Origin of the sequence: Mediterraneibacter catenae, assembly GCF_008691045.1 — a bacterium.
In the GTDB taxonomy this organism is placed as follows: Bacteria; Bacillota; Clostridia; order Lachnospirales; family Lachnospiraceae; genus Mediterraneibacter; species Mediterraneibacter ornithocaccae.
Genome location: NZ_VMSO01000003.1, coordinates 124280 through 141673, shown reverse-complemented (window position 1 = coordinate 141673; position 17394 = coordinate 124280). Strand labels below are relative to the sequence as shown.

Here is a 17394-nt window from a genome sequence, read left to right as displayed (position 1 = left end):
GTATCTTCCCGGTCTATACCTGGATGCCGTTGACAGACAGGAAGGAGATCAGAAGTGCGAGGATCGCATATGTCTCAACCATCGCCGGGAAGAGCATAGCCTTACCGAACTGATCCGGTTTCTTAGCTACGATACCGATAGCAGCCGCAGCAGTCTTGCCCTGCGCGATCGCTGAGAGAAGTCCTACCACTCCGATCGGCAGGCACGCAGCCAGGATGAGAAGTCCGGTCTGGACAGAAATATCTGCAAGGCCTCCGCCGAGCACACCGATCTTTGACAGTGTGATAAATCCGATCAGAAGTCCGTACAGACCCTGTGTACCCGGAAGCAGCTGGATGATCAGCACTTTTGCGAACTTACTCGGATCTTCGGTCACAACTCCCGAAGCCGCCTGACCCGCGATACCTACGCCAATAGCAGATCCCGTACCTGACAGAAGAACAGCAACAGCCGCTCCAAGTAATGCATACACAATTCCTAATTCACTCATGATAAAGTTTCCTCCTTAATCTCTGCATATTTTGTATTTTCTCTGAATGGGTTGAACGGCCGTCCGCCGCCCTCATAAAACTTCCCGAAAAATTCTACGAACTGCAGGCGGTTTGTGTGTACATACGCACCCAGCAGGTTGATCGCCAGATTCATTGCGTGTCCGACGATAAAGATCAGGATAAAGAAAATGATCCCGATCACATTGTTCGGCAGCATACTGCCCATCTGGTTGATGACCGATGCGATAACACCCGTTGCAAGGCCCAGAGCCAGCAGACGGGAATAGGAAAGCACGTCGCTTAACCATCCTGTAATGTTGTAAAGATCATACGCACCCAGAGCGATCCGAAGCGCCGGATTCTTATTCGAGCGTCCCGACATCAGTACGATTCCCACAGCTCCGATAATCGCAAGCGCCTTTGCCGTAGTGTTGAGCCATCCCGGAAATACGATCTCCATCTGCGCGATCGATGCAAAAAGATCGCTCGGGAGAAGCATCAGGATCAGTCCGATGAGAAGCATGAACCAGAGTACAACATCGCAGAAGAAATCCATGATCTTCCCGTCTCTGATACACAGATACCCTTTGATCGCAAGCCCTGTAAACAGGTGGATCACTCCGAAGAGCAGGGAGTACAGCAACAGCTTCATCGGTTCATTGAGCGGAACGAACCACAGCGCCGGCGGCGTGATCGTCGTGCCTAAAAATTTCGCCGAGACGATATCCACGATATTTCCAAAATACCCGCCAAAAAGGACGCCCCACACAATGGTCGAGAGTCCGCAGTAGAAGAAGAGCTTTAGCGACTTCTTCATCCCCGGCGACATCCTCGGGAATTTCAGCACAAGAATCCCGCACACAATGGATACGATCACTCCGTATGCCGCATCTGAGAGCATCATTCCGAAGAAGAATACATAGAAGAACGACATGATCGTCGTCGGATCGATCTCTCCTTTTACTGGAAGTCCGTAGGACTCCACAACGCCCTCCATATTGGCGGAGAACGGGTTGTTCTTCAGGATGACCGGCGGTTCCTCGTCTTCTTTTAACTCTTCCACATCCACCATACAGTCATACTTCTTCATCAGGCCGTCCGCTACACTGCCCGCCACAGCCTCCGGTATATACCCGCTGATAACAAATGTCCTCTCTGACTGGGGCAGCGTTCCAAGCACTTCGTACTTGTCTGCACGGACTCTGTAATAATCTGCCACGATCTTAAGTCTCTCCCGCTCTGAAGCAAGCGCCGTTATCTTCTCCTCGATCCCGGATACCTTCTCCCTGTATTCCGAAATCTGCTGTTCAAGCTGCTCTTTCTGCCGCGCGGGCACCTCCTCCCATGTCTGGGACGCTCTGGCAAATCCTTCACTCCTGAGCGCATCTTCTATTGCACCGGCTTCTTCTTTCAGGCAGATCACCGCCAGATAGACTGTGCTCTGCTCCTGCGAAATAATATGCACATCTGCACTCTCCGTGTCCGGAGCCTTCTCTGCCAGTACCTCATATACTTTTGCCGCTGTCGTGCCGCCGGGCATCGTGCCCGGGAAGAAGACAGTCCTGTCAGTCTTCATTGCCTTAAGCGGAACATCCAGTGCGAGCCACGGCGTCAGGCTCTCGATGCTGTTCGTCAGCTTCGTAACAGATGCAAGCTGCTCTGCATGTTCCCGGTCCAGATCATAGATCTGCTTCGCCGTCCTTAAGAGGTCTCGCCGCTCCTCCTGGACTTTCATCCCCTCTTCCACGGAGATCAGCTTCTTACCTTCAAGGGCCGAAAACACAGATTTTTCTTCCGGAACATATCGTTCCAGGATATCCAGCGCCTGATCCACAGAGGCAGCCGCTTTTTCAAATCCCTGTTTCTGTCCTACGGTATCCATCCGGTGGAAGTCTTCATCCTCATCCAGGATATGATCTACTTCAAGGGTTCCCAGGCTCTGGAGCTTTTCAAGGATCGCTTTACGGTCTTTCTTTAAGGCGCAGATACTGATCCTCTGCATCTTAAGTACCGCCATTTATATATCCCTCCTTTGCCGCATGACACTTATATGCCACTTTCTTTTCTGTTTTACTGTCAGTTACTGTGATCAGTAACTGTCATTGACTACGCCAGCAGCGAGATCACCATCTCTACTGCCTCTTTTTCTTTCTCCCCGGCAGAAGTCTTAAGCTTCGCCGTCTCTTCCTCACATTCGGCTTTCGCCCTGCGCTCTGTCTCTGCTCCCGCCTGCTGCGCTTTCTCAGCTTCAGCCGCCGCCTCTGCATACGCTTTCCCGAGGATTTCTTCTCTGAGAGCCTCTGAGCGTTCCTTCGCCGCTTTTATCGTGCGTTCACTCTCCAGGCGGGCATTATCCACGATTTCCTGCGCCTGTTTCTCAGTCTCGCGGACCGTCCTGATCGTCTCTTCTACCATATTTTATCCACCACCTTCCACGATCATTTCTGTTTCCTTAGTTTTTCCATTACTTCCTTCTTCATACAGAGAATGGTTTTTAACACAATTTTAACACGATCTTGTGATCATTATATAACATACTCAGTGATTATTCAAAACATTTATTAGCATGTTTCATAACTGTTCATTAGCATATCTGAAAATATCGTGCATTTTTCATTCAAAATAAATGCCCCGGTGATGTAAATGATAAAATTTACCATATCATCGGAGCTCTTTTCCAAGACTTGTTATATGTAATTTTGACCATAATTTACTGCCACGAAAGCCTGTGCAGCTTACCTTCCCGTTCCAGCCCCGCAAACCCGTTCTGCCGCAGTGCCTCATACAGCACAATCGCAGCCGAATTTCCGAGATTCAGAGAACGGATCTTCTCCATCATCGGGATCCGGATGCAGTTCTCCTGATTCTGAACGAGGATTTCTTCGGGAATTCCTGCGCTCTCCTTTCCGAACATGATGTAGCAGTCATCTTCATAGGAGACTTCTGTGTATATTTTGCGGGCTTTTGTTGTCGCCATGTATATCTTTGCTCCCGGATTCCGGTCCAGGAAATCCTGGTAATCAATATAAGTCGTCACGTCCAGATCCTTCCAGTAATCCATTCCCGCGCGCTTCAGCGCTTTTTCGCTCAGGCTGAAGCCCAGGGGCTCGATCAGATGGAGTCTGGTGCCGGACGCCACACATGTCCTCCCTATATTTCCCGTATTTGCCGGGATTTCCGGCTCAAGAAGTACGATATTCAACATTTTACTTATCTCCCGTTTTTTCTCTCAGTCTGGTGATGAATCTCTCTACCCGTCCCAGCGCCTCTTTCAGGTCATCCAGAGAATATGCATACGAGATCCTCAGGAATCCCTCTCCGCATTCCCCGAACGCAGTTCCCGGAACGACAGCCACTTTTTCCTCCTGCAGCAGCCGTGTGGCGAACTCTTCAGAACTCATACCGAACTCTTTTATACTCGGGAACACATAGAATGCTCCGAACGGTTCGAAACACTCCAGTCCCATCCGTCTGAACTCATGCATAAGGAAACGCCGTCTCTGATTATACGATCTGCGCATTTCCTCCACTTCGTCTTCACAGTTCTTCAAACCCTCAACCGCTGCGTACTGGCTCGTCGTAGGCGCGCACATGATAGCAAACTGATGAAGCTTTGTCATCTGCTCTATGATTTCTTCCGGTCCGCAGCAGTACCCCAGTCTCCATCCTGTCATGGCAAATCCCTTGGAAAAACCGTTGATCACAACTGTTCTCTCTCTCATACCCGGCAGACTCGCGATAGAGACATGTTCTGTCTGGTAAGTGAGTTCAGAATAGATCTCATCAGATATCACATACAAATCATGTTCTTTTACAAAGTCTGCAACAGGCTCAAGGTCATCTCTTGTCATAATGGAACCGGTCGGATTATTCGGAAATGGCATGATCAGTATTTTTGTCTTCGGCGTCGTATATTTCTCCAGATCTTCCACAGTCAGCTTGAACTCATTTTCATTCTTGAGCGGGACTGCCACCGGTACGCCATCCGCCATAACAGTACACGGCAGATAGGAGACATAACTCGGCTGAGGAATAAGTACTTCATCCCCCGGATCGAGCATGCAGCGCAGTCCTACATCGATAGCCTCACTCCCACCTACCGTGACCAGCGTCTCCTTCATCGGATTGTATGACACATGAATTTTCCGTTCAAGATACCTGCATATCTCCTGACGCAGTTCTTTCAGTCCCGCATTTGACGTATAGAATGTCCTGCCTTTCTCCAGCGAAAAAATTCCTTCATCTCTGATCCGCCATGGCGTGTCAAAATCAGGTTCCCCGACGCCTAAAGAAATAGCATCTTTCATCTCATTTGCTACATCAAAGAACTTTCGTATCCCTGACGGCTGTATATCTATGATCTTCTTTGATAATGGACTTCTCATTACGGCATCACCAGCATCCTTTCCGGCTCTTTCTTCGGTATCATGACCGTTCCATGGTCTTTATACTTTTTCAGGATAAAGTGTGTCGCAGTATTGAGCACGCCCTCAATCGGAGACAGCTTTTCCGAGACAAAACGGGAAACTTCTTTCAGGCTTTTCCCTTCGAGCGTCACAAGCAGGTCATAGCTTCCGGAAATGAGATAGACAGCATAGACTTCCGGATAGTTATAAATCCGCTCTGCAAGGCGGTCGAATCCCCGGTCTCTCTGGGGCGTTACACGCACTTCGATCAGGGCAGTCACCATCTCAACACCGGTCTTATCCCAGTCGATCAGCGTATGATAGCCGCAGATGATCTTTTCTTTCTCCATCTCGGCCATTTCATTCGCGACTTCCGTCTCCTCCGCCCCCATAAGGGCAGCCAGTTCACTTAAGTCAACCCTGCTGTGTTTCTCCAGATATTTGAGTATTTCAATCCTCAAAGCTTCTTTATTATCGCTCATCTTTCTCCCTCCCGATATTATATATCACCGCTCAGCCATCCAGCGTTCCAGCTCGTCCGACGCCGGTCTGTCCAGATACCTGACTTCTTCGCCATTCCGGATTACTTTTGCATTCCCGTCTCTTGCCACACCGAGTCTGACCGCACATACTCCTGCCTCTTCGAGCTCCCGGATGACAGACTCCGCCTCTGAGGTCAGGATAAGATAGCTCCCGGCCGATGTCATAAGATACGGATTCAGCCGATAGAATTCACAGATCTCCACAGTCTCCTGCTTCAGGGCGATCTGAGGCATATCGATCTCAAACCCTGTGTGCGCGGTCTCCGATAGCTGCCACAGAGCTGCCAGTATGCCGCCGCTCCCTATCTGGCACACCTCCGCCGCTCCGTCACATTCATAAATGTTCAGAAGCTGCACCGGTCTTACCAGTTCATTTGTCATCTCTTCTGCCTGATCGAGGAACGTAGAGACAAACCTTGTCTCCAGCTCCTCACGGGCTTCACCGAGGACGCGCAGTGTCCCTTCAAGCCCAGCATATCCGCACTGAACGATCTCCCGGTGCATCTCCCCCTTTTGCACAGTCTGCACCGCATCGTGTTTTTCCTGTCCCCGTTTCCGCCCTGCCGGCCGGCTGTACAACTTCCCTGCCGCACTCACAAATACTACTGTCTGTCGCACTGCGCCCGACACCTCTGCCTGAAAACTTGACGCCTGTATATTCAATTCCCTGCATGCGAGGTCCACGCCGGCAGCAAGCAAGCCAAGCTTCTCCTCACTGCTTCCCGTCGGGAGCAGGATACGCACTGCCGCTCCTTCCGCGCTTACACCGCGGGCTGCAAGATCACCGGCCGCGTGATATACGGCATAATATCCTGTTCTGCCGTCATCTCCTGCTGCACAGGCATCCGCCCACACATATCCGCCGCCTCCCTCCGTTTCGAAACCGGAGCACGTCTCCCACGGAGATGCGCCGAACAGCGTTCTTTTATCTTCTGTATGCAGCTGTTTTCTGACAGTCCGCTGCCATGCGGTCTGCGTGATCTTTCCGATCCTCATTCCATCTTTCTCTGACATTGCCTGCTGTCTCTCCTGTATCTTTCCTGTAAAAACCGTAACCGTCATATAATGTACGGCAGTACCATTGTCAGCACCATCGCTGCTATCAAAAGCAGGATAATAATAGAAACAATACGTCTGAACCGTTTATCATGAAAATTCATTGTCGATCTTCCTTTCCTGATCTTCTATTATATATAATTTTGCATCACCGCTGAGCGGGTCTCTCTCCCGGTAATCAAACAGGAACAGACTTCCGGACAGCCGCTCCAGATGTGTCATCTTGCGCATCTGTCTTCTGTCGTATCCCGTATATGACTTCAGATAACGACGTTCCTCTTCTTCTGACTTATAAAAAGCAGCTGCTTCATCTGAACTCACTTTATTCTCCGGCAGAAACTGCGGACGGTTTCTCACATTATCCCTCAGATACAGGTCTAATGTCAACCACTGTACATATTCGTCCGGCCTTCCGGTATGTTCTTCCAGAAATCGGAACAGAATCTCATATCTTGAGATCCGCGAATGACTGACCCTGAACAGACCGTTTCTGTCATAATAATCCGCCAGAGTGCTGTACATAGCAAACGCACCGGTAAATTCTTTCTCCATATGCCCTACTGTATTTCTGAACTGTCCGCTGTTGTAATAGACTTCTACCATCTCCTCAACCTTTTTAAGCCGGACTATATCAGCATAAGACAGCCAATTTGTTGAAAGGACTTCATAGGGCGGCCGATTCTGGTAAACTAACCCGTATTCCCTCGTCCTCTCGTGCATGAGTGAACCCTTCAGTACTTTCAGGAACCCGAGCTGGAGCTGATCCGGTCTCATACTGTATACGCGGTCAAAAGACTTCGTGAAACTGTCATAATTTTCATACGGAAGCCCCGCTATCAGATCAAGATGCTGATGCACATTTCTGTTCTCTCTCACTTCTGCCACAATGTGTTCTACCTTGTCCAGATCCATCTTTCTCCTGATCTCACGTATCGTCTCCTCATTTGCGGACTGGATGCCGATCTCTAGCTGGATGAGTCCCGGGCGCATACTGCGGATCAGACTGATCTCCTCCTCATTCAGAAGATCCGCTGCTATCTCAAAATGAAAGTTCGTAATGCCTCTGTCGTGTTCTTTGATATATCTCCACACTGCCATAGCGTGATCATGGCGGCAGTTAAATGTCCGGTCCACAAATTTCACCTGCGGCACTTCATGATCGATAAAAAATTGCAGCTCACTTTTCACAAGCTCAAGGTCGCGGAACCGGAGACACTTGTCAATAGAAGAAAGGCAATAACTGCAAGAGAACGGACAGCCTCTGCTTGACTCGTAATAGATGATCCGGTTACGAAAATCTTCGATATGTTCATATACAAACGGAACGGTGCTCAGGTCAAGAACCGGACGGGGCGGTGTATCCTGGATATTCCCTTCACTTTCCCGGTATACAATCCCGGGAATTTGAGAAAGGGAAGCTCCCTCTGGCACATCCGTTCCCGCATGATAATATTCCATAAGTTCCAGGAAAGTCCCCTCACCTTCCCCACACATAATGCCTGCCAGACCGGGATAATCTCTCAGCATATCCTTTGCATTGTAAGAGACCTCCGGCCCGCCCAGCCATATCTTCGTATCAGGCAGTATCTTCGGTATCTCCCTGATAAGCTGTTCCACATAACTTATATTCCACAGATAACAGGAAAAGCACAAAATATCCGGCCGGTGCGTATAGATATCCATAAGGATATCATCCACCGGCTGATTAATCGTGTATTCCGCGATTTCAATTTCTTCAATATATTTGCAGGCATAAGCCCTCAGACTGTACACTGCAAGATTAGCATGAATATATTTTGCGTTGATCGCTGCTAAAAGGATGTTCATCTGCGCACTCCGTTTCTTCATAAGTTCTGTTTATTCTAGCACCAATTATCAATTTCGGCAATTTCTTTCCCCGCCATCCATTGACATTTCTGCAAAAACCATGTAAACTAAAGACTCGTGCAGCCGGGGTGTTAGCGGTACCTTGAACCTGCAATCCGCTATAGCAGGGGTGATATTGCGCAGAGGGCGGCAGTCTGCAGGGCTGCCCCCGGTAAGTGATGTTGATGTCTGGGTCTCACGCGACGGGAACCTGTGAACCGTGTCAGGTCGGGAACGGAGCAGCACTAAGCAGGAGCTCCCGGGTGCCGTGAGGGTGCCTGGGCTGAGTCAACTGCCGGGGTAACGCCTGTGGATCATGTTCGAAGCGCAATGCACGTAAAAAAGAATAACGGATTTTGGTCTTATTGGAAACGCACATTCTCCTGAATGATAACGAACAACACATTTTTCTGTTTACTATCATTAAGGAGGATTTTTTATGCCCAAAACTAAATTTCAGGAAATAATTTTTACCATTCTGATGGTATTTGTCATGGTCTATATGATGATCTGCTATAATATTGCCTTAAATATAGGCGGTATGAACAACAGCGTGTTTCTGTCAGCACTTCATGAATTTGTGATCATGGCGCCGGTCGCTTTTGTACTCGATTTCTTTTTTGTAGGACACATCGCAAAGAAAACGGCATTTTGCATCGTGAATCCGAAAAGGGAGAATCCATTCCATCTTGTTCTTGCGATTTCTGCCGTATCTGTCGCATGGATGTGCCCGCTCATGAGCCTCGCAGCGACAATATTATTCAAAGATGCCGGAAGCCAGTTTATTGCTGTATGGCTGCAGACTGTCGCGCTGAACTTCCCGATGGCATTCTTCTGGCAGATATTATATGCCGGACCGTTTGTCCGTTTTCTGTTCAGACAGATATTCCGTTTCTCTTCACACAGGTGCACAGAATCAGCTTTTACGCCCCACAGCCGCACATAGTTTCCAGGAACTTTTCCGTAATGGATGCGGATACCCCCGATAACATCGGTATCATCGCTTCACAAGATCTCGGGCTGCTCTCTGCAGACCGCATTTCTGTACATTGAAGATTTCAGGGAAGAGAAGAAGATATAGCAGCTTTCTTCTGCATCTTCTTCCGCTCCCTCAGATTGCGGAAGAATCCTGTCATCAGCGTGCTGCACTCTTCTTCGAGCACTCCTGTTGTAAGCTCCGCCTGGTGATTGAACGCTTTCACATCCAGCAGGTTAAGGACCGAACCCGCACAACCTGCTTTCGGGTTCATGCAGCCCACCACTACGCGGGTCAGACGAGACTGTATGATCGCTCCGGCACACATCTGGCACGGCTCCAGCGTCACATAGAGCGTACACTCTTCAAGTCTCCAGTCGCCGAGTCTTTTGCTCGCTTTCTTAATCGCTGTGATCTCCGCATGGGCGAGAGGACTCTTATCCGTATTTCTCCGGTTATACCCCCTGCCTATGATCTTACCTTCATGGACGATCACGCAGCCGATCGGCGTCTCATCGAGTTTATAAGCTTTCTTCGCCTGACGAATCGCCTCTCTCATATATTTTTCGTCGATCTTTTTCTGCTCTTCGCAGATATCAATTCTTTCTTCAGACATAATTTTCCTTTCTGTCTCTGTTCTTTTTACCTGCCTCTCTGAATAGACTGGAATGAAAAGAGACAAGACCAGAGGTTAATTCTATGAATCCCGGCACCTTTTATCTATATGAATACGAAAATTATAAACGCAGGCGGAATGTAGGCTTTATCAAAGTCTCCCGCCATTATCAGTCATGCATCCTTCAGATCCACGCCAGAGGTATCCCGCTCAGAACAGGAAGCACTCTCAACCTGTATGCTTTCTTCTGCGACCATGATCAGATGGTCACTTCGCAGATTGCGGAACTGAACTCCTGCGGCAGAAACATCTCAATCCGACTTCCGGTATCTGAGACGCATTTTCCAGGAATGCGTTCTCTTCAGCAGATTGACGGATTTCTGCTGCAGTCTCCGGAAAGTAATGCCGTAATCTTATGGATGGCTTCCTCCTTCTTCTTTGATATCCATCCTGACATGATCAGGCCCGATGTACCTGAAGATGTACCTGAGCCTGAGACTGAAGCCGCACCAGCCGATATAACCGAGCCGTCCCCAGTTCCTGAAGCAGCGTCTGTTCTTGAAACGGAGGATTCGTCTGAAGCGGAGTCTGGCCCTGATGCAGAGAATTCTTCTGATCCGCCGAGAGAGCCTGCGCTGGAGTCCGCCGAGGCAAAAGAGCTGACCCAGGCAAAGAAAATCAGCCGTGAAGACCTGACACTTTTACCCCGGAAATTCTGGCCGCTTGCCAACAACAGTTTCCTTCTTCACGGGTACCATAATTATAACCATCTCGTACTCATCGAAGAAGGCGGCAGAAGATGGCTTGGAGTCCCCGGTATATACGATACGCGCGAGGCCCGCGCTGCCGATCTGTTCGGCTTCCCGCGGTTCACGCGCGCATATGTCCCGGTATTAAATCTATCAGAAGGAGAACGCAATGATACAGCAGACTTCGGGCACTGGTGCCGCTGTGTAGGAACTATATAATCCCGTTCATCTCCTGATAAAGACGTTTGGCATAGCTGTCTGTCATGCCGCACACATAATCAGTCACAAGGAGCAGGCGGAGATACAGTTTCTCCGCTTCGCTCTTTCCTTTCGCCTGCAGTCTGTATGCATTCTTATAATTATCCGAAATAAAAGACACTACTCTCTTATCTATTGTATCCTGCCTGACATCGGTGTCGTAATACAGCACTGCTCTCACCAGTTTGTTCATCAGATTATCCAGGATGGCTGATTCCGCCACTTCCATCTTATAGATCTCCATAGAGGAAAATACCCGGCGGTATGCCATGTCCCCGAGCAGATCCATCAGCTTTTCTCCGTATGTTCCATGAAACAGATCATGACCGAATGTCCCCGCCATGATACTTTCATAGTTGGATGTAAAGCCAAATGTGGCGCAGCTTATCAGAAAGCCCTGGGCACTTACTATCCAGTTCTTCACTGCATATGACTCCGGATTGCTTACGCCTTTCTTCTGCCCCCGCTCATAGAGCTTACGCAGCTTTTCCAGCGGTTTGAACGGCGACTCCGGATAATTTTGTTCCAGAGGCGCCAGTTCCCTCTCCAGAGTATAATAAGTGATGAAACCTTTTACAAATGCATCTTCGATATCTGCAGTCTTGTATGCCAGATCATCCGCTGCTTCAAGAATGTAGGTCAGCGGATGTCTGTTATTCCCCGCCCCTGTCGTTTCTGTCACCTTGCGGAATATCTCCTCATCCGCAAGATAATATCCCATCTTCTTATCCTTGATGTTCCCACTGTCCATACGGATTCCGGTGGAAGGAACAGGATATTTGATAATGGTGTTGAGCAGCGCATATGTCAGATTCATTCCGTGCTCGTCCACCAGATAGTGCAGTTTCGTCACAAGGCGGAGAGCCTGGGCATTGCCCTCGAAATGATAAAAATCCTGTTTCATCTGCTCGCTCAGCATATCTTCTACACGCCGGCCGCCAAAAGACAGCTCAGGTAAATTCCCCGCGAACCATTCACGTATTGCTATTTCTCCGAAATGCCCGAACGGCGGGTTTCCTATATCGTGGATCAGCCCCGCACATTCAAGTATATGTGAAATATCTTCTTTCATCTGAGGGGTAAATCCTGAGTTTCTGCGGAACTTCAGAATATTCTCTCCGATATTCTGTCCAAGAGACTTTCCCAGAGACGAGACCTCAAGGGAATGGGTCAGTCTTGTTCTAATAAAATCGCTCTTATCCAGAGGAAATACCTGCGTCTTATCCTGCAGCCGCCGAAACGACGCACTTCCTATAATCCTGTGGTAATCCTTTTCAAATTCACTTCGGAGATCTGCAGATTTTGATCTTCCCGAGCTCTCACGCTCCCGTCTCGGGGACAACAGCGTTCTCCACTCCATCGTGTCCTTCCCCTTTCGTCAGTCCGCGCGGACTCTCATGTACATGTTCCCGCCCTAAAAAACTCAATCCAGATAAATCGGCGGCTCATATGCCTTTCCAAGCAGGGCTTTCTTCCGCTCCTGAAGACCGAGGAACGCCCATTCAGTCATATCCGTCCACTTGTGGATCGTACGGTCATATACCTGCACATACCCAATCCGGGTAGGATGCATGCGCACGCTGTTCGACTGATACTCTCTTCCGGTATATGGATTGATTTCCCCTGCTTCCCTGTCCTCTTCTACGTCATCATGCGTAATAACCGGTTCAAAATCATCTCTTTTATCTGATGCAGACTCAAACTCCTGCTGTTCCGGCGCTGTATACAGGGTTTCCGGCTCATCTGTCAGTTCTCCCTGATAAGCTTCCTCTGCAGGCTGAACTTCTTCCTCTGTCCGAACTTCATCCGCTTTCTGCTCCCTGTCTGCAGACCATATTTCTTCTTTTCTGCTCTCCTCAGCCTCATTGCGGCGTTTTCTGCGCAGGAAGATTCCTCCTGTACGGAAGCGGTCCTTCTTGGGCTTTTCAAGCTCTTTTTTTATCTCCTCCACTGGTTCTCCGGCTTTTGCATTCTCCTCGAGTTCGGACAGCTCCTTATGGATTTCGTAGAGCTCGCCGATCGTCATATCCCGCTCATCTGAGGTAACCGTCTCTTCGGGCACCGTCTGTTCATCTGCCGTCTCCGCCGTCTCTTCAGTCAAATCCTGTCCCATGACTTCGTCACTCATCAGAACTGTCTCATTCTGCTCTGCTTCCTCAGCCTGCTTCTTCTCTACAGCTTCAGTCCGTGCAATTGCCGCCTTCTCAAGAGCCGCCGTACTGCGCGGCTGCGCCGGCATCTCCGACATAATACTCAGATGGAACGGACAATCAAGGATTCCTGCTATCATACGCATATCCTGCTCCTGAAAATTATCCCTGCCAAGACGTTGTGTCAGGTTCTGCCTGGACATCTTCTTACCTGTCCGAACTTCAATCAGCTCTGCAAGCTGCTTGATCGTCATGCCTTTTCTCCCCAGAATGATCTTGACCTGTTCCCCGAATGTTAAATCTTCCATGGTTTTCCTCCTTACGTATTTCCTATATTCCCCACTGATTATTCTCAGCCGGCAGGCACCTGTATTCCTGCCGTTCTATACTTTCCTGTTCGTTACTGGCCGAGGTACTCTTCCAGGGTAATCCCCTGTTCTGTTATCTCTTTGGCCGCGTCCTTTCCTACATACCGATAATGCCAAGGTTCATAAATGATGCCGGTAATATCAGACTTTTCCGGCGGATATCGCAGAATAAACCCATATTCCCAGCAATGTTCCATAAGCCATTTTTGTTCCTCCGTATCCCCCTGCCTGTCATCAAGAGCTGCATACTCCGTAGAAATGATATCCACGGCAAGGCCGGTCGCATGTTCGCTCGTCCCCGGAAGCGCAACAGACATGCTTGTCTCCTGATAAGCTTCAAGAGGAGTCATCTTCTGGTTCAGGCGATTCTGCATCGATGCGTTAAATGTCTGAGTCTGCTGTTCGTAAGACCGGTAAGCTGACGTCACATACATGCTCAGCCCCTCTGCCGCTCCGTCATCCAGCATCTGCCGAAGATCCGAAACTATCCGGTTATCCACCTCATATCCCGGCGATATCTCTGTCAGCTTCTCCGGTTCGTAGGAAGAATCCAGCGGATGATCTTCATTCACAAGAATGAGCTGCCAGCCGTCTTCATCACCGGCAAGCGTCTCGGTATTTTCCTGCACTGCGCGTTCTTTCTTAAGTTCCTCTGCAAGCTGCTCATTTTCCTGCGTCAGCTGTTCCTCTTTTGCTGCCGCTGCCAATCTGTCCTCTGAGATAACACAATAAGCTCCCAGAAAAGTAATCAGAATTCCGGCTGCGAGCCCCGCTGCTGCCCCCGCTCCCAATGTCTTTATCTTATGTCTGTCAATGTCAAATTTTATCATAATGTCAACTCTGTATGTAATTCCGTATCAATATCCTTATCTGTAGAACATACCGCCATTTTATACGCCAGTCCTTCGATGCGGTATTCTCTGTAATAATACTTCTGCGCAAACTCAGCCGGCTGCCTGATAAGGTCAGGCGGTTCTCCCATACGGATGCAGAAAGAATTGACCGGCAGCGCCATTCCTCTGCCCGTCGCTTTCATAAAACTCTCTTTAAGCACCCAGTACCGGAAAAAAAGATCCGTTTTCTCATCATCCGTCTCAGCCGCTGCAATGGTATCATATTCTTCCCGACAGAAATAGCGCCGGGCAAGTTTCATTTTAAGCTCTCCTGTCTTTTCAATATCGCAGCCGACCTGAATGTTTTCACCGTCCATACACGCTGCACACATAACGTAATTGCCCGAATGCGAAAAATTAAAGGCTGCATTCTCCGGCAGATGGTACTCTGTCTGTATCTTCTGCCACAATGCCCACACGCCCACACTCTGCGCTTTCATCTGATCCAGCCGGAGCACGTCTGCCTTTTTCTTCCGAAAATCAGGAACCTTCCTGTAATACCTTTCATAACATTCCTTCTCCAGAAGTGATGTAACATCCGCAATCCATGCTTTTACCATATCTACCCTTTCATATATCTGACTTCAAATGTCTCAATTGTAATCGGTTTATTAAACAATGTACCCTGGGCGTAGTCACATCCCAGCTCTTTCAGCACATTGAGCTGGTCCTGAGTCTCCACACCCGACGCCTGGACAAATGCTCCTAACTGACGGCAGATATCTATTACAGCCTGTGCAACAATGCGGCTTCGTGTATTTCCTACAATGTTCGTGATCAGACTCTTATCCAGTTTCAGCCCGTCAAACTCCATCAATGAAAGTATGGAGAAACTGGAATCTTTCGCACCGAAATGATCCAGGATCACGCGCACATTTGCCTTGCGTATCTTGCTGCTCGTCTCTGCAAGCATCTCCTGGTTCATATCGCTTCCGGATTCCGACACTTCCACTTCAAGGTACTCGCATCTCACATGATATTTTTCAATCAGGTGCAGCATCTTCTCTGCAATGCTCTCCTGCTTCAGTGTAGCTCCGGCAAAATTCACCGCGATCGGAATCAGCGGGATCCCTTCCAGCTCCCATTTGTGAAGAGTCTTGCACACTTCCTCAAATACATAAAGATCCAGATAATGTGAGAGTTTCGTCTCCTCCAGAAGATTGATATATCTTCCCGGATCTACAATTCCCAGATCTTTATGATGATATCTTACCACCGCCTCAGCTTCGGCAACCCGTCCTGTAGCAGTATCTACCTTAGGCACGAGGCAGACGATAAAGTTGCGGTGTTCCAGATCTTCCAGAAGATCCTTCTTGATAATAGGTTCATGATGTCCTCTTTTAAGGTTTTTATAATATTTCTTCTTCTCCTCGCGCATCATGACTTCCGCATTATTCACCAGTTTCTCAACATCAATATCTACCTTCTCCCAGGCATACCCCATTGATGCAAGTCCGAGACTGATATTGTCAAGCTTGGTATGGGCAGCATATATCTGCTTTGTAAAGTCTTCATATGTCGTATTCTCCACAAGGACAAGATACTGATCACCCGTCAGACGGTAGACCTCTCCGCTATGGAAATACTCCTGCAGTACTTCTCCAATGCGGATAATCACCTCATCACCATAATCCCGGCCGAACTCTTTGTTAAAATTTTTCAGTCCGTTAATATCAATAGAAAGCGCTCCAAGAGACTTGAGTTCTTTGTTATTTACATGATCCAGATAATCCACCAGACTGTTCCTGTTCAACAGTCCTGTCAGATCATCGTGATAACTGAGATACTCCTGCTGCTTCTGCATCTTCTGAAGTGCGATTGCCTGCGGGATATAAGGGAGAAGTGCTCTCATCAGATCCAGTGTACATCCTCCCCGGTGCACCCCTGCAACCGCCAGAATAGCTGTCGTATCCTCGCTGATCTGTCTGAACACGCTGTAATCATCTGAAGTAGTATCTGTGATTTCCATCCTCATCCACTTTGGCTGCTGGTCTTCTGGCAGAAGTTTCAGACGATCGCGCTGCCACTCAACATTCTCGGCGCACCACTCATAGATTGTCTCGATATCGCCCTGTTCTTTCTCAATATAATAGGCGTATTCCGAGTCATAATAATCACGAATCGTACTTAAAACATCGTTCATGATATCTACAAGAGAACGCGGTTTGTAACTTTCACTCATTTCTTTCTCTCCCCTGTCTTTCAATCTAAATAAACTTTTTCGTTTACAACAAATATATAAAAATATTGTTTTATCGCATTTCACAAGGCATTTTTATTGTAGTATAGGCTAACTGAAAATGCAAGATAAAACTGGGAAGAACCGGTCGGTCACTCTGCCGCCGGTTCTTCCTGTTATAATAACCTCTTCTTTTTCCTCAATATGTCCGAATCAGTTATGAATTCTTCATAATCACACTCTCTACCACATCCGCCACATGCTCGCATGCATCCGCACATCTTTCAAGATAGATATAAATATCTCTCCACGCGATAACTCTGATCGGATCTTCGGATTCTGTATAGAGTCCTCTTATACTCTGCATAAACAATTTATCAGCCTCTTCCTCCAGATCATTTATGCGGATTACAAGCTGTTTAAGATTTTTAGAGCGTTTAAAATTTTTAAACTCTACAAGAAGATCTCTCACCGCACCACAGCACTGAATTACCACATCCGTCATTTTCAGTGCGTTCGGCTCAATCTTCTGTACATTATTCATATATATCCTGAGCATGACATCTTCTACTTTATCCGTTACATTATCAATATTCTGACTCAGGGAGACGATATCCTCACGCTCGATGGGAGGCAGGAACTCTTTCGCCAGATGATCCAGCATCTCATGCTTTTTTGCATCTCCACTGTGTTCTACCTCATGGATACTGTCAAGCCGTTCTTTTAGACTCTCCGGTTCGAAATTTTCAAGCGCTTCTTTTAACATCTGTGCCGCACGGCAGGAATCCTCTGCACATGCCACGAAATTCTCAAAATAAAATGCATCCTGTTTCTTCGCCACTGT

General features: G+C 48.3%; 17 protein-coding genes and 1 other RNA gene. 3 read left to right on the top strand and 15 right to left on the bottom strand.

Annotated elements, in window-relative coordinates; genetic code table 11:
* Positions 1–13: 13 nt before the first annotated feature.
* From FNY66_RS03940 to FNY66_RS03905, 8 genes are all read right to left on the bottom strand, one after another.
* Positions 14–490, bottom strand: a complete 477-nt coding sequence (locus tag FNY66_RS03940; RefSeq protein WP_150310357.1) for a V-type ATP synthase subunit K — start codon at positions 488–490, stop codon at positions 14–16.
* Complete coding sequence (locus FNY66_RS03935; RefSeq protein ID WP_150310356.1) at positions 487–2508, bottom strand: V-type ATP synthase subunit I; 2022 nt, start codon at positions 2506–2508, stop codon at positions 487–489. Before FNY66_RS03935 ends, FNY66_RS03940 begins: the two co-directional genes overlap by 4 nt.
* A gap of 89 nt (positions 2509–2597) precedes the next feature.
* Positions 2598–2906: a hypothetical protein gene (locus FNY66_RS03930; protein WP_087150318.1), complete on the bottom strand. Its 309-nt coding sequence runs from the start codon at positions 2904–2906 to the stop codon at positions 2598–2600.
* A gap of 295 nt (positions 2907–3201) precedes the next feature.
* Entirely contained in the window at positions 3202–3696 is a 495-nt protein-coding gene (locus tag FNY66_RS03925; RefSeq protein ID WP_087150317.1) for a tRNA (cytidine(34)-2'-O)-methyltransferase, read from the bottom strand.
* A gap of 1 nt (position 3697) precedes the next feature.
* Entirely contained in the window at positions 3698–4876 is a 1179-nt protein-coding gene (locus FNY66_RS03920) for an aminotransferase class I/II-fold pyridoxal phosphate-dependent enzyme (RefSeq protein ID WP_150310355.1), read from the bottom strand.
* Complete coding sequence (locus tag FNY66_RS03915; RefSeq protein ID WP_087150315.1) at positions 4876–5379, bottom strand: Lrp/AsnC family transcriptional regulator; 504 nt, start codon at positions 5377–5379, stop codon at positions 4876–4878. The genes FNY66_RS03920 and FNY66_RS03915 overlap by 1 nt, the downstream gene beginning before the upstream one ends.
* Positions 5380–5403: 24 nt before the next feature.
* Complete coding sequence (locus FNY66_RS03910; RefSeq protein ID WP_190324771.1) at positions 5404–6453, bottom strand: AIR synthase-related protein; 1050 nt, start codon at positions 6451–6453, stop codon at positions 5404–5406.
* Positions 6454–6585: 132 nt separating this feature from the next.
* A complete protein-coding gene (locus FNY66_RS03905) occupies positions 6586–8322 on the bottom strand; it encodes a B12-binding domain-containing radical SAM protein (RefSeq protein ID WP_150310353.1) in 1737 nt (578 codons plus the stop codon).
* A 115-nt stretch (positions 8323–8437) separates the two neighbouring features.
* Between FNY66_RS03905 and ffs the strand changes: the two genes are divergently transcribed.
* Both ffs and FNY66_RS03895 read left to right on the top strand, forming a co-directional pair.
* Positions 8438–8699, top strand: an RNA gene (gene ffs, locus FNY66_RS03900) — signal recognition particle sRNA large type.
* Between the two features lie 101 nt (positions 8700–8800).
* Positions 8801–9307 (top strand): DUF2798 domain-containing protein, encoded by a 507-nt coding sequence (locus FNY66_RS03895; RefSeq protein ID WP_087150313.1) that lies wholly within the window; start codon positions 8801–8803, stop codon positions 9305–9307.
* A gap of 112 nt (positions 9308–9419) precedes the next feature.
* Here FNY66_RS03895 and tadA read toward each other — a convergent pair whose 3' ends face one another.
* A complete protein-coding gene (gene tadA, locus FNY66_RS03890; protein ID WP_087150312.1) occupies positions 9420–9953 on the bottom strand; it encodes a tRNA adenosine(34) deaminase TadA in 534 nt (177 codons plus the stop codon).
* A gap of 83 nt (positions 9954–10036) precedes the next feature.
* Here tadA and FNY66_RS03885 point away from each other — a divergent pair, with 83 nt between their 5' ends.
* Positions 10037–10921, top strand: a complete 885-nt coding sequence (locus tag FNY66_RS03885; protein ID WP_150310352.1) for a DUF6128 domain-containing protein — start codon at positions 10037–10039, stop codon at positions 10919–10921.
* On the opposite strand, the gene FNY66_RS03880 is transcribed toward FNY66_RS03885, so the two are convergent.
* From FNY66_RS03880 to FNY66_RS03855, 6 genes are all read right to left on the bottom strand, one after another.
* Positions 10914–12320: a deoxyguanosinetriphosphate triphosphohydrolase gene (locus FNY66_RS03880; protein WP_150310351.1), complete on the bottom strand. Its 1407-nt coding sequence runs from the start codon at positions 12318–12320 to the stop codon at positions 10914–10916. The two genes, FNY66_RS03885 and FNY66_RS03880, sit on opposite strands and share 8 nt — an antisense overlap.
* Before the next feature lie 63 nt (positions 12321–12383).
* On the bottom strand, positions 12384–13418 hold the full coding sequence (locus FNY66_RS03875; RefSeq protein ID WP_087150309.1) for a hypothetical protein: 1035 nt from the start codon (positions 13416–13418) through the stop codon (positions 12384–12386).
* Between the two features lie 92 nt (positions 13419–13510).
* Entirely contained in the window at positions 13511–14308 is a 798-nt protein-coding gene (locus tag FNY66_RS03870; RefSeq protein WP_150310350.1) for a M15 family metallopeptidase, read from the bottom strand.
* Positions 14305–14931, bottom strand: a complete 627-nt coding sequence (locus FNY66_RS03865) for a 4'-phosphopantetheinyl transferase family protein (RefSeq protein WP_087150307.1) — start codon at positions 14929–14931, stop codon at positions 14305–14307. Before FNY66_RS03865 ends, FNY66_RS03870 begins: the two co-directional genes overlap by 4 nt.
* 2 nt (positions 14932–14933) lie before the next feature.
* On the bottom strand, positions 14934–16553 hold the full coding sequence (locus tag FNY66_RS03860; protein WP_087150306.1) for a bifunctional diguanylate cyclase/phosphodiesterase: 1620 nt from the start codon (positions 16551–16553) through the stop codon (positions 14934–14936).
* Positions 16554–16767: 214 nt separating this feature from the next.
* On the bottom strand, positions 16768–17391 hold the full coding sequence (locus tag FNY66_RS03855) for a DUF47 domain-containing protein (RefSeq protein ID WP_087150305.1): 624 nt from the start codon (positions 17389–17391) through the stop codon (positions 16768–16770).
* Between the last annotated feature and the right edge of the window lie 3 nt (positions 17392–17394).

Bases quoted from the DNA above. Each gene is read 5' to 3' on its own strand.
- FNY66_RS03940 (WP_150310357.1), bottom strand. From the start codon at position 490: ATGAGTGAATTAGGAATTGTGTATGCATTACTTGGAGCGGCTGTTGCT.
- FNY66_RS03935 (WP_150310356.1), bottom strand. From the start codon at position 2,508: ATGGCGGTACTTAAGATGCAGAGGATCAGTATCTGCGCCTTAAAGAAA.
- FNY66_RS03930 (WP_087150318.1), bottom strand. From the start codon at position 2,906: ATGGTAGAAGAGACGATCAGGACGGTCCGCGAGACTGAGAAACAGGCG.
- FNY66_RS03925 (WP_087150317.1), bottom strand. From the start codon at position 3,696: ATGTTGAATATCGTACTTCTTGAGCCGGAAATCCCGGCAAATACGGGA.
- FNY66_RS03920 (WP_150310355.1), bottom strand. From the start codon at position 4,876: ATGAGAAGTCCATTATCAAAGAAGATCATAGATATACAGCCGTCAGGG.
- FNY66_RS03915 (WP_087150315.1), bottom strand. From the start codon at position 5,379: ATGAGCGATAATAAAGAAGCTTTGAGGATTGAAATACTCAAATATCTG.
- FNY66_RS03910 (WP_190324771.1), bottom strand. From the start codon at position 6,453: ATGTCAGAGAAAGATGGAATGAGGATCGGAAAGATCACGCAGACCGCA.
- FNY66_RS03905 (WP_150310353.1), bottom strand. From the start codon at position 8,322: ATGAACATCCTTTTAGCAGCGATCAACGCAAAATATATTCATGCTAAT.
- FNY66_RS03895 (WP_087150313.1), top strand. From the start codon at position 8,801: ATGCCCAAAACTAAATTTCAGGAAATAATTTTTACCATTCTGATGGTA.
- tadA (WP_087150312.1), bottom strand. From the start codon at position 9,953: ATGTCTGAAGAAAGAATTGATATCTGCGAAGAGCAGAAAAAGATCGAC.
- FNY66_RS03885 (WP_150310352.1), top strand. From the start codon at position 10,037: ATGAATCCCGGCACCTTTTATCTATATGAATACGAAAATTATAAACGC.
- FNY66_RS03880 (WP_150310351.1), bottom strand. From the start codon at position 12,320: ATGGAGTGGAGAACGCTGTTGTCCCCGAGACGGGAGCGTGAGAGCTCG.
- FNY66_RS03875 (WP_087150309.1), bottom strand. From the start codon at position 13,418: ATGGAAGATTTAACATTCGGGGAACAGGTCAAGATCATTCTGGGGAGA.
- FNY66_RS03870 (WP_150310350.1), bottom strand. From the start codon at position 14,308: ATGATAAAATTTGACATTGACAGACATAAGATAAAGACATTGGGAGCG.
- FNY66_RS03865 (WP_087150307.1), bottom strand. From the start codon at position 14,931: ATGGTAAAAGCATGGATTGCGGATGTTACATCACTTCTGGAGAAGGAA.
- FNY66_RS03860 (WP_087150306.1), bottom strand. From the start codon at position 16,553: ATGAGTGAAAGTTACAAACCGCGTTCTCTTGTAGATATCATGAACGAT.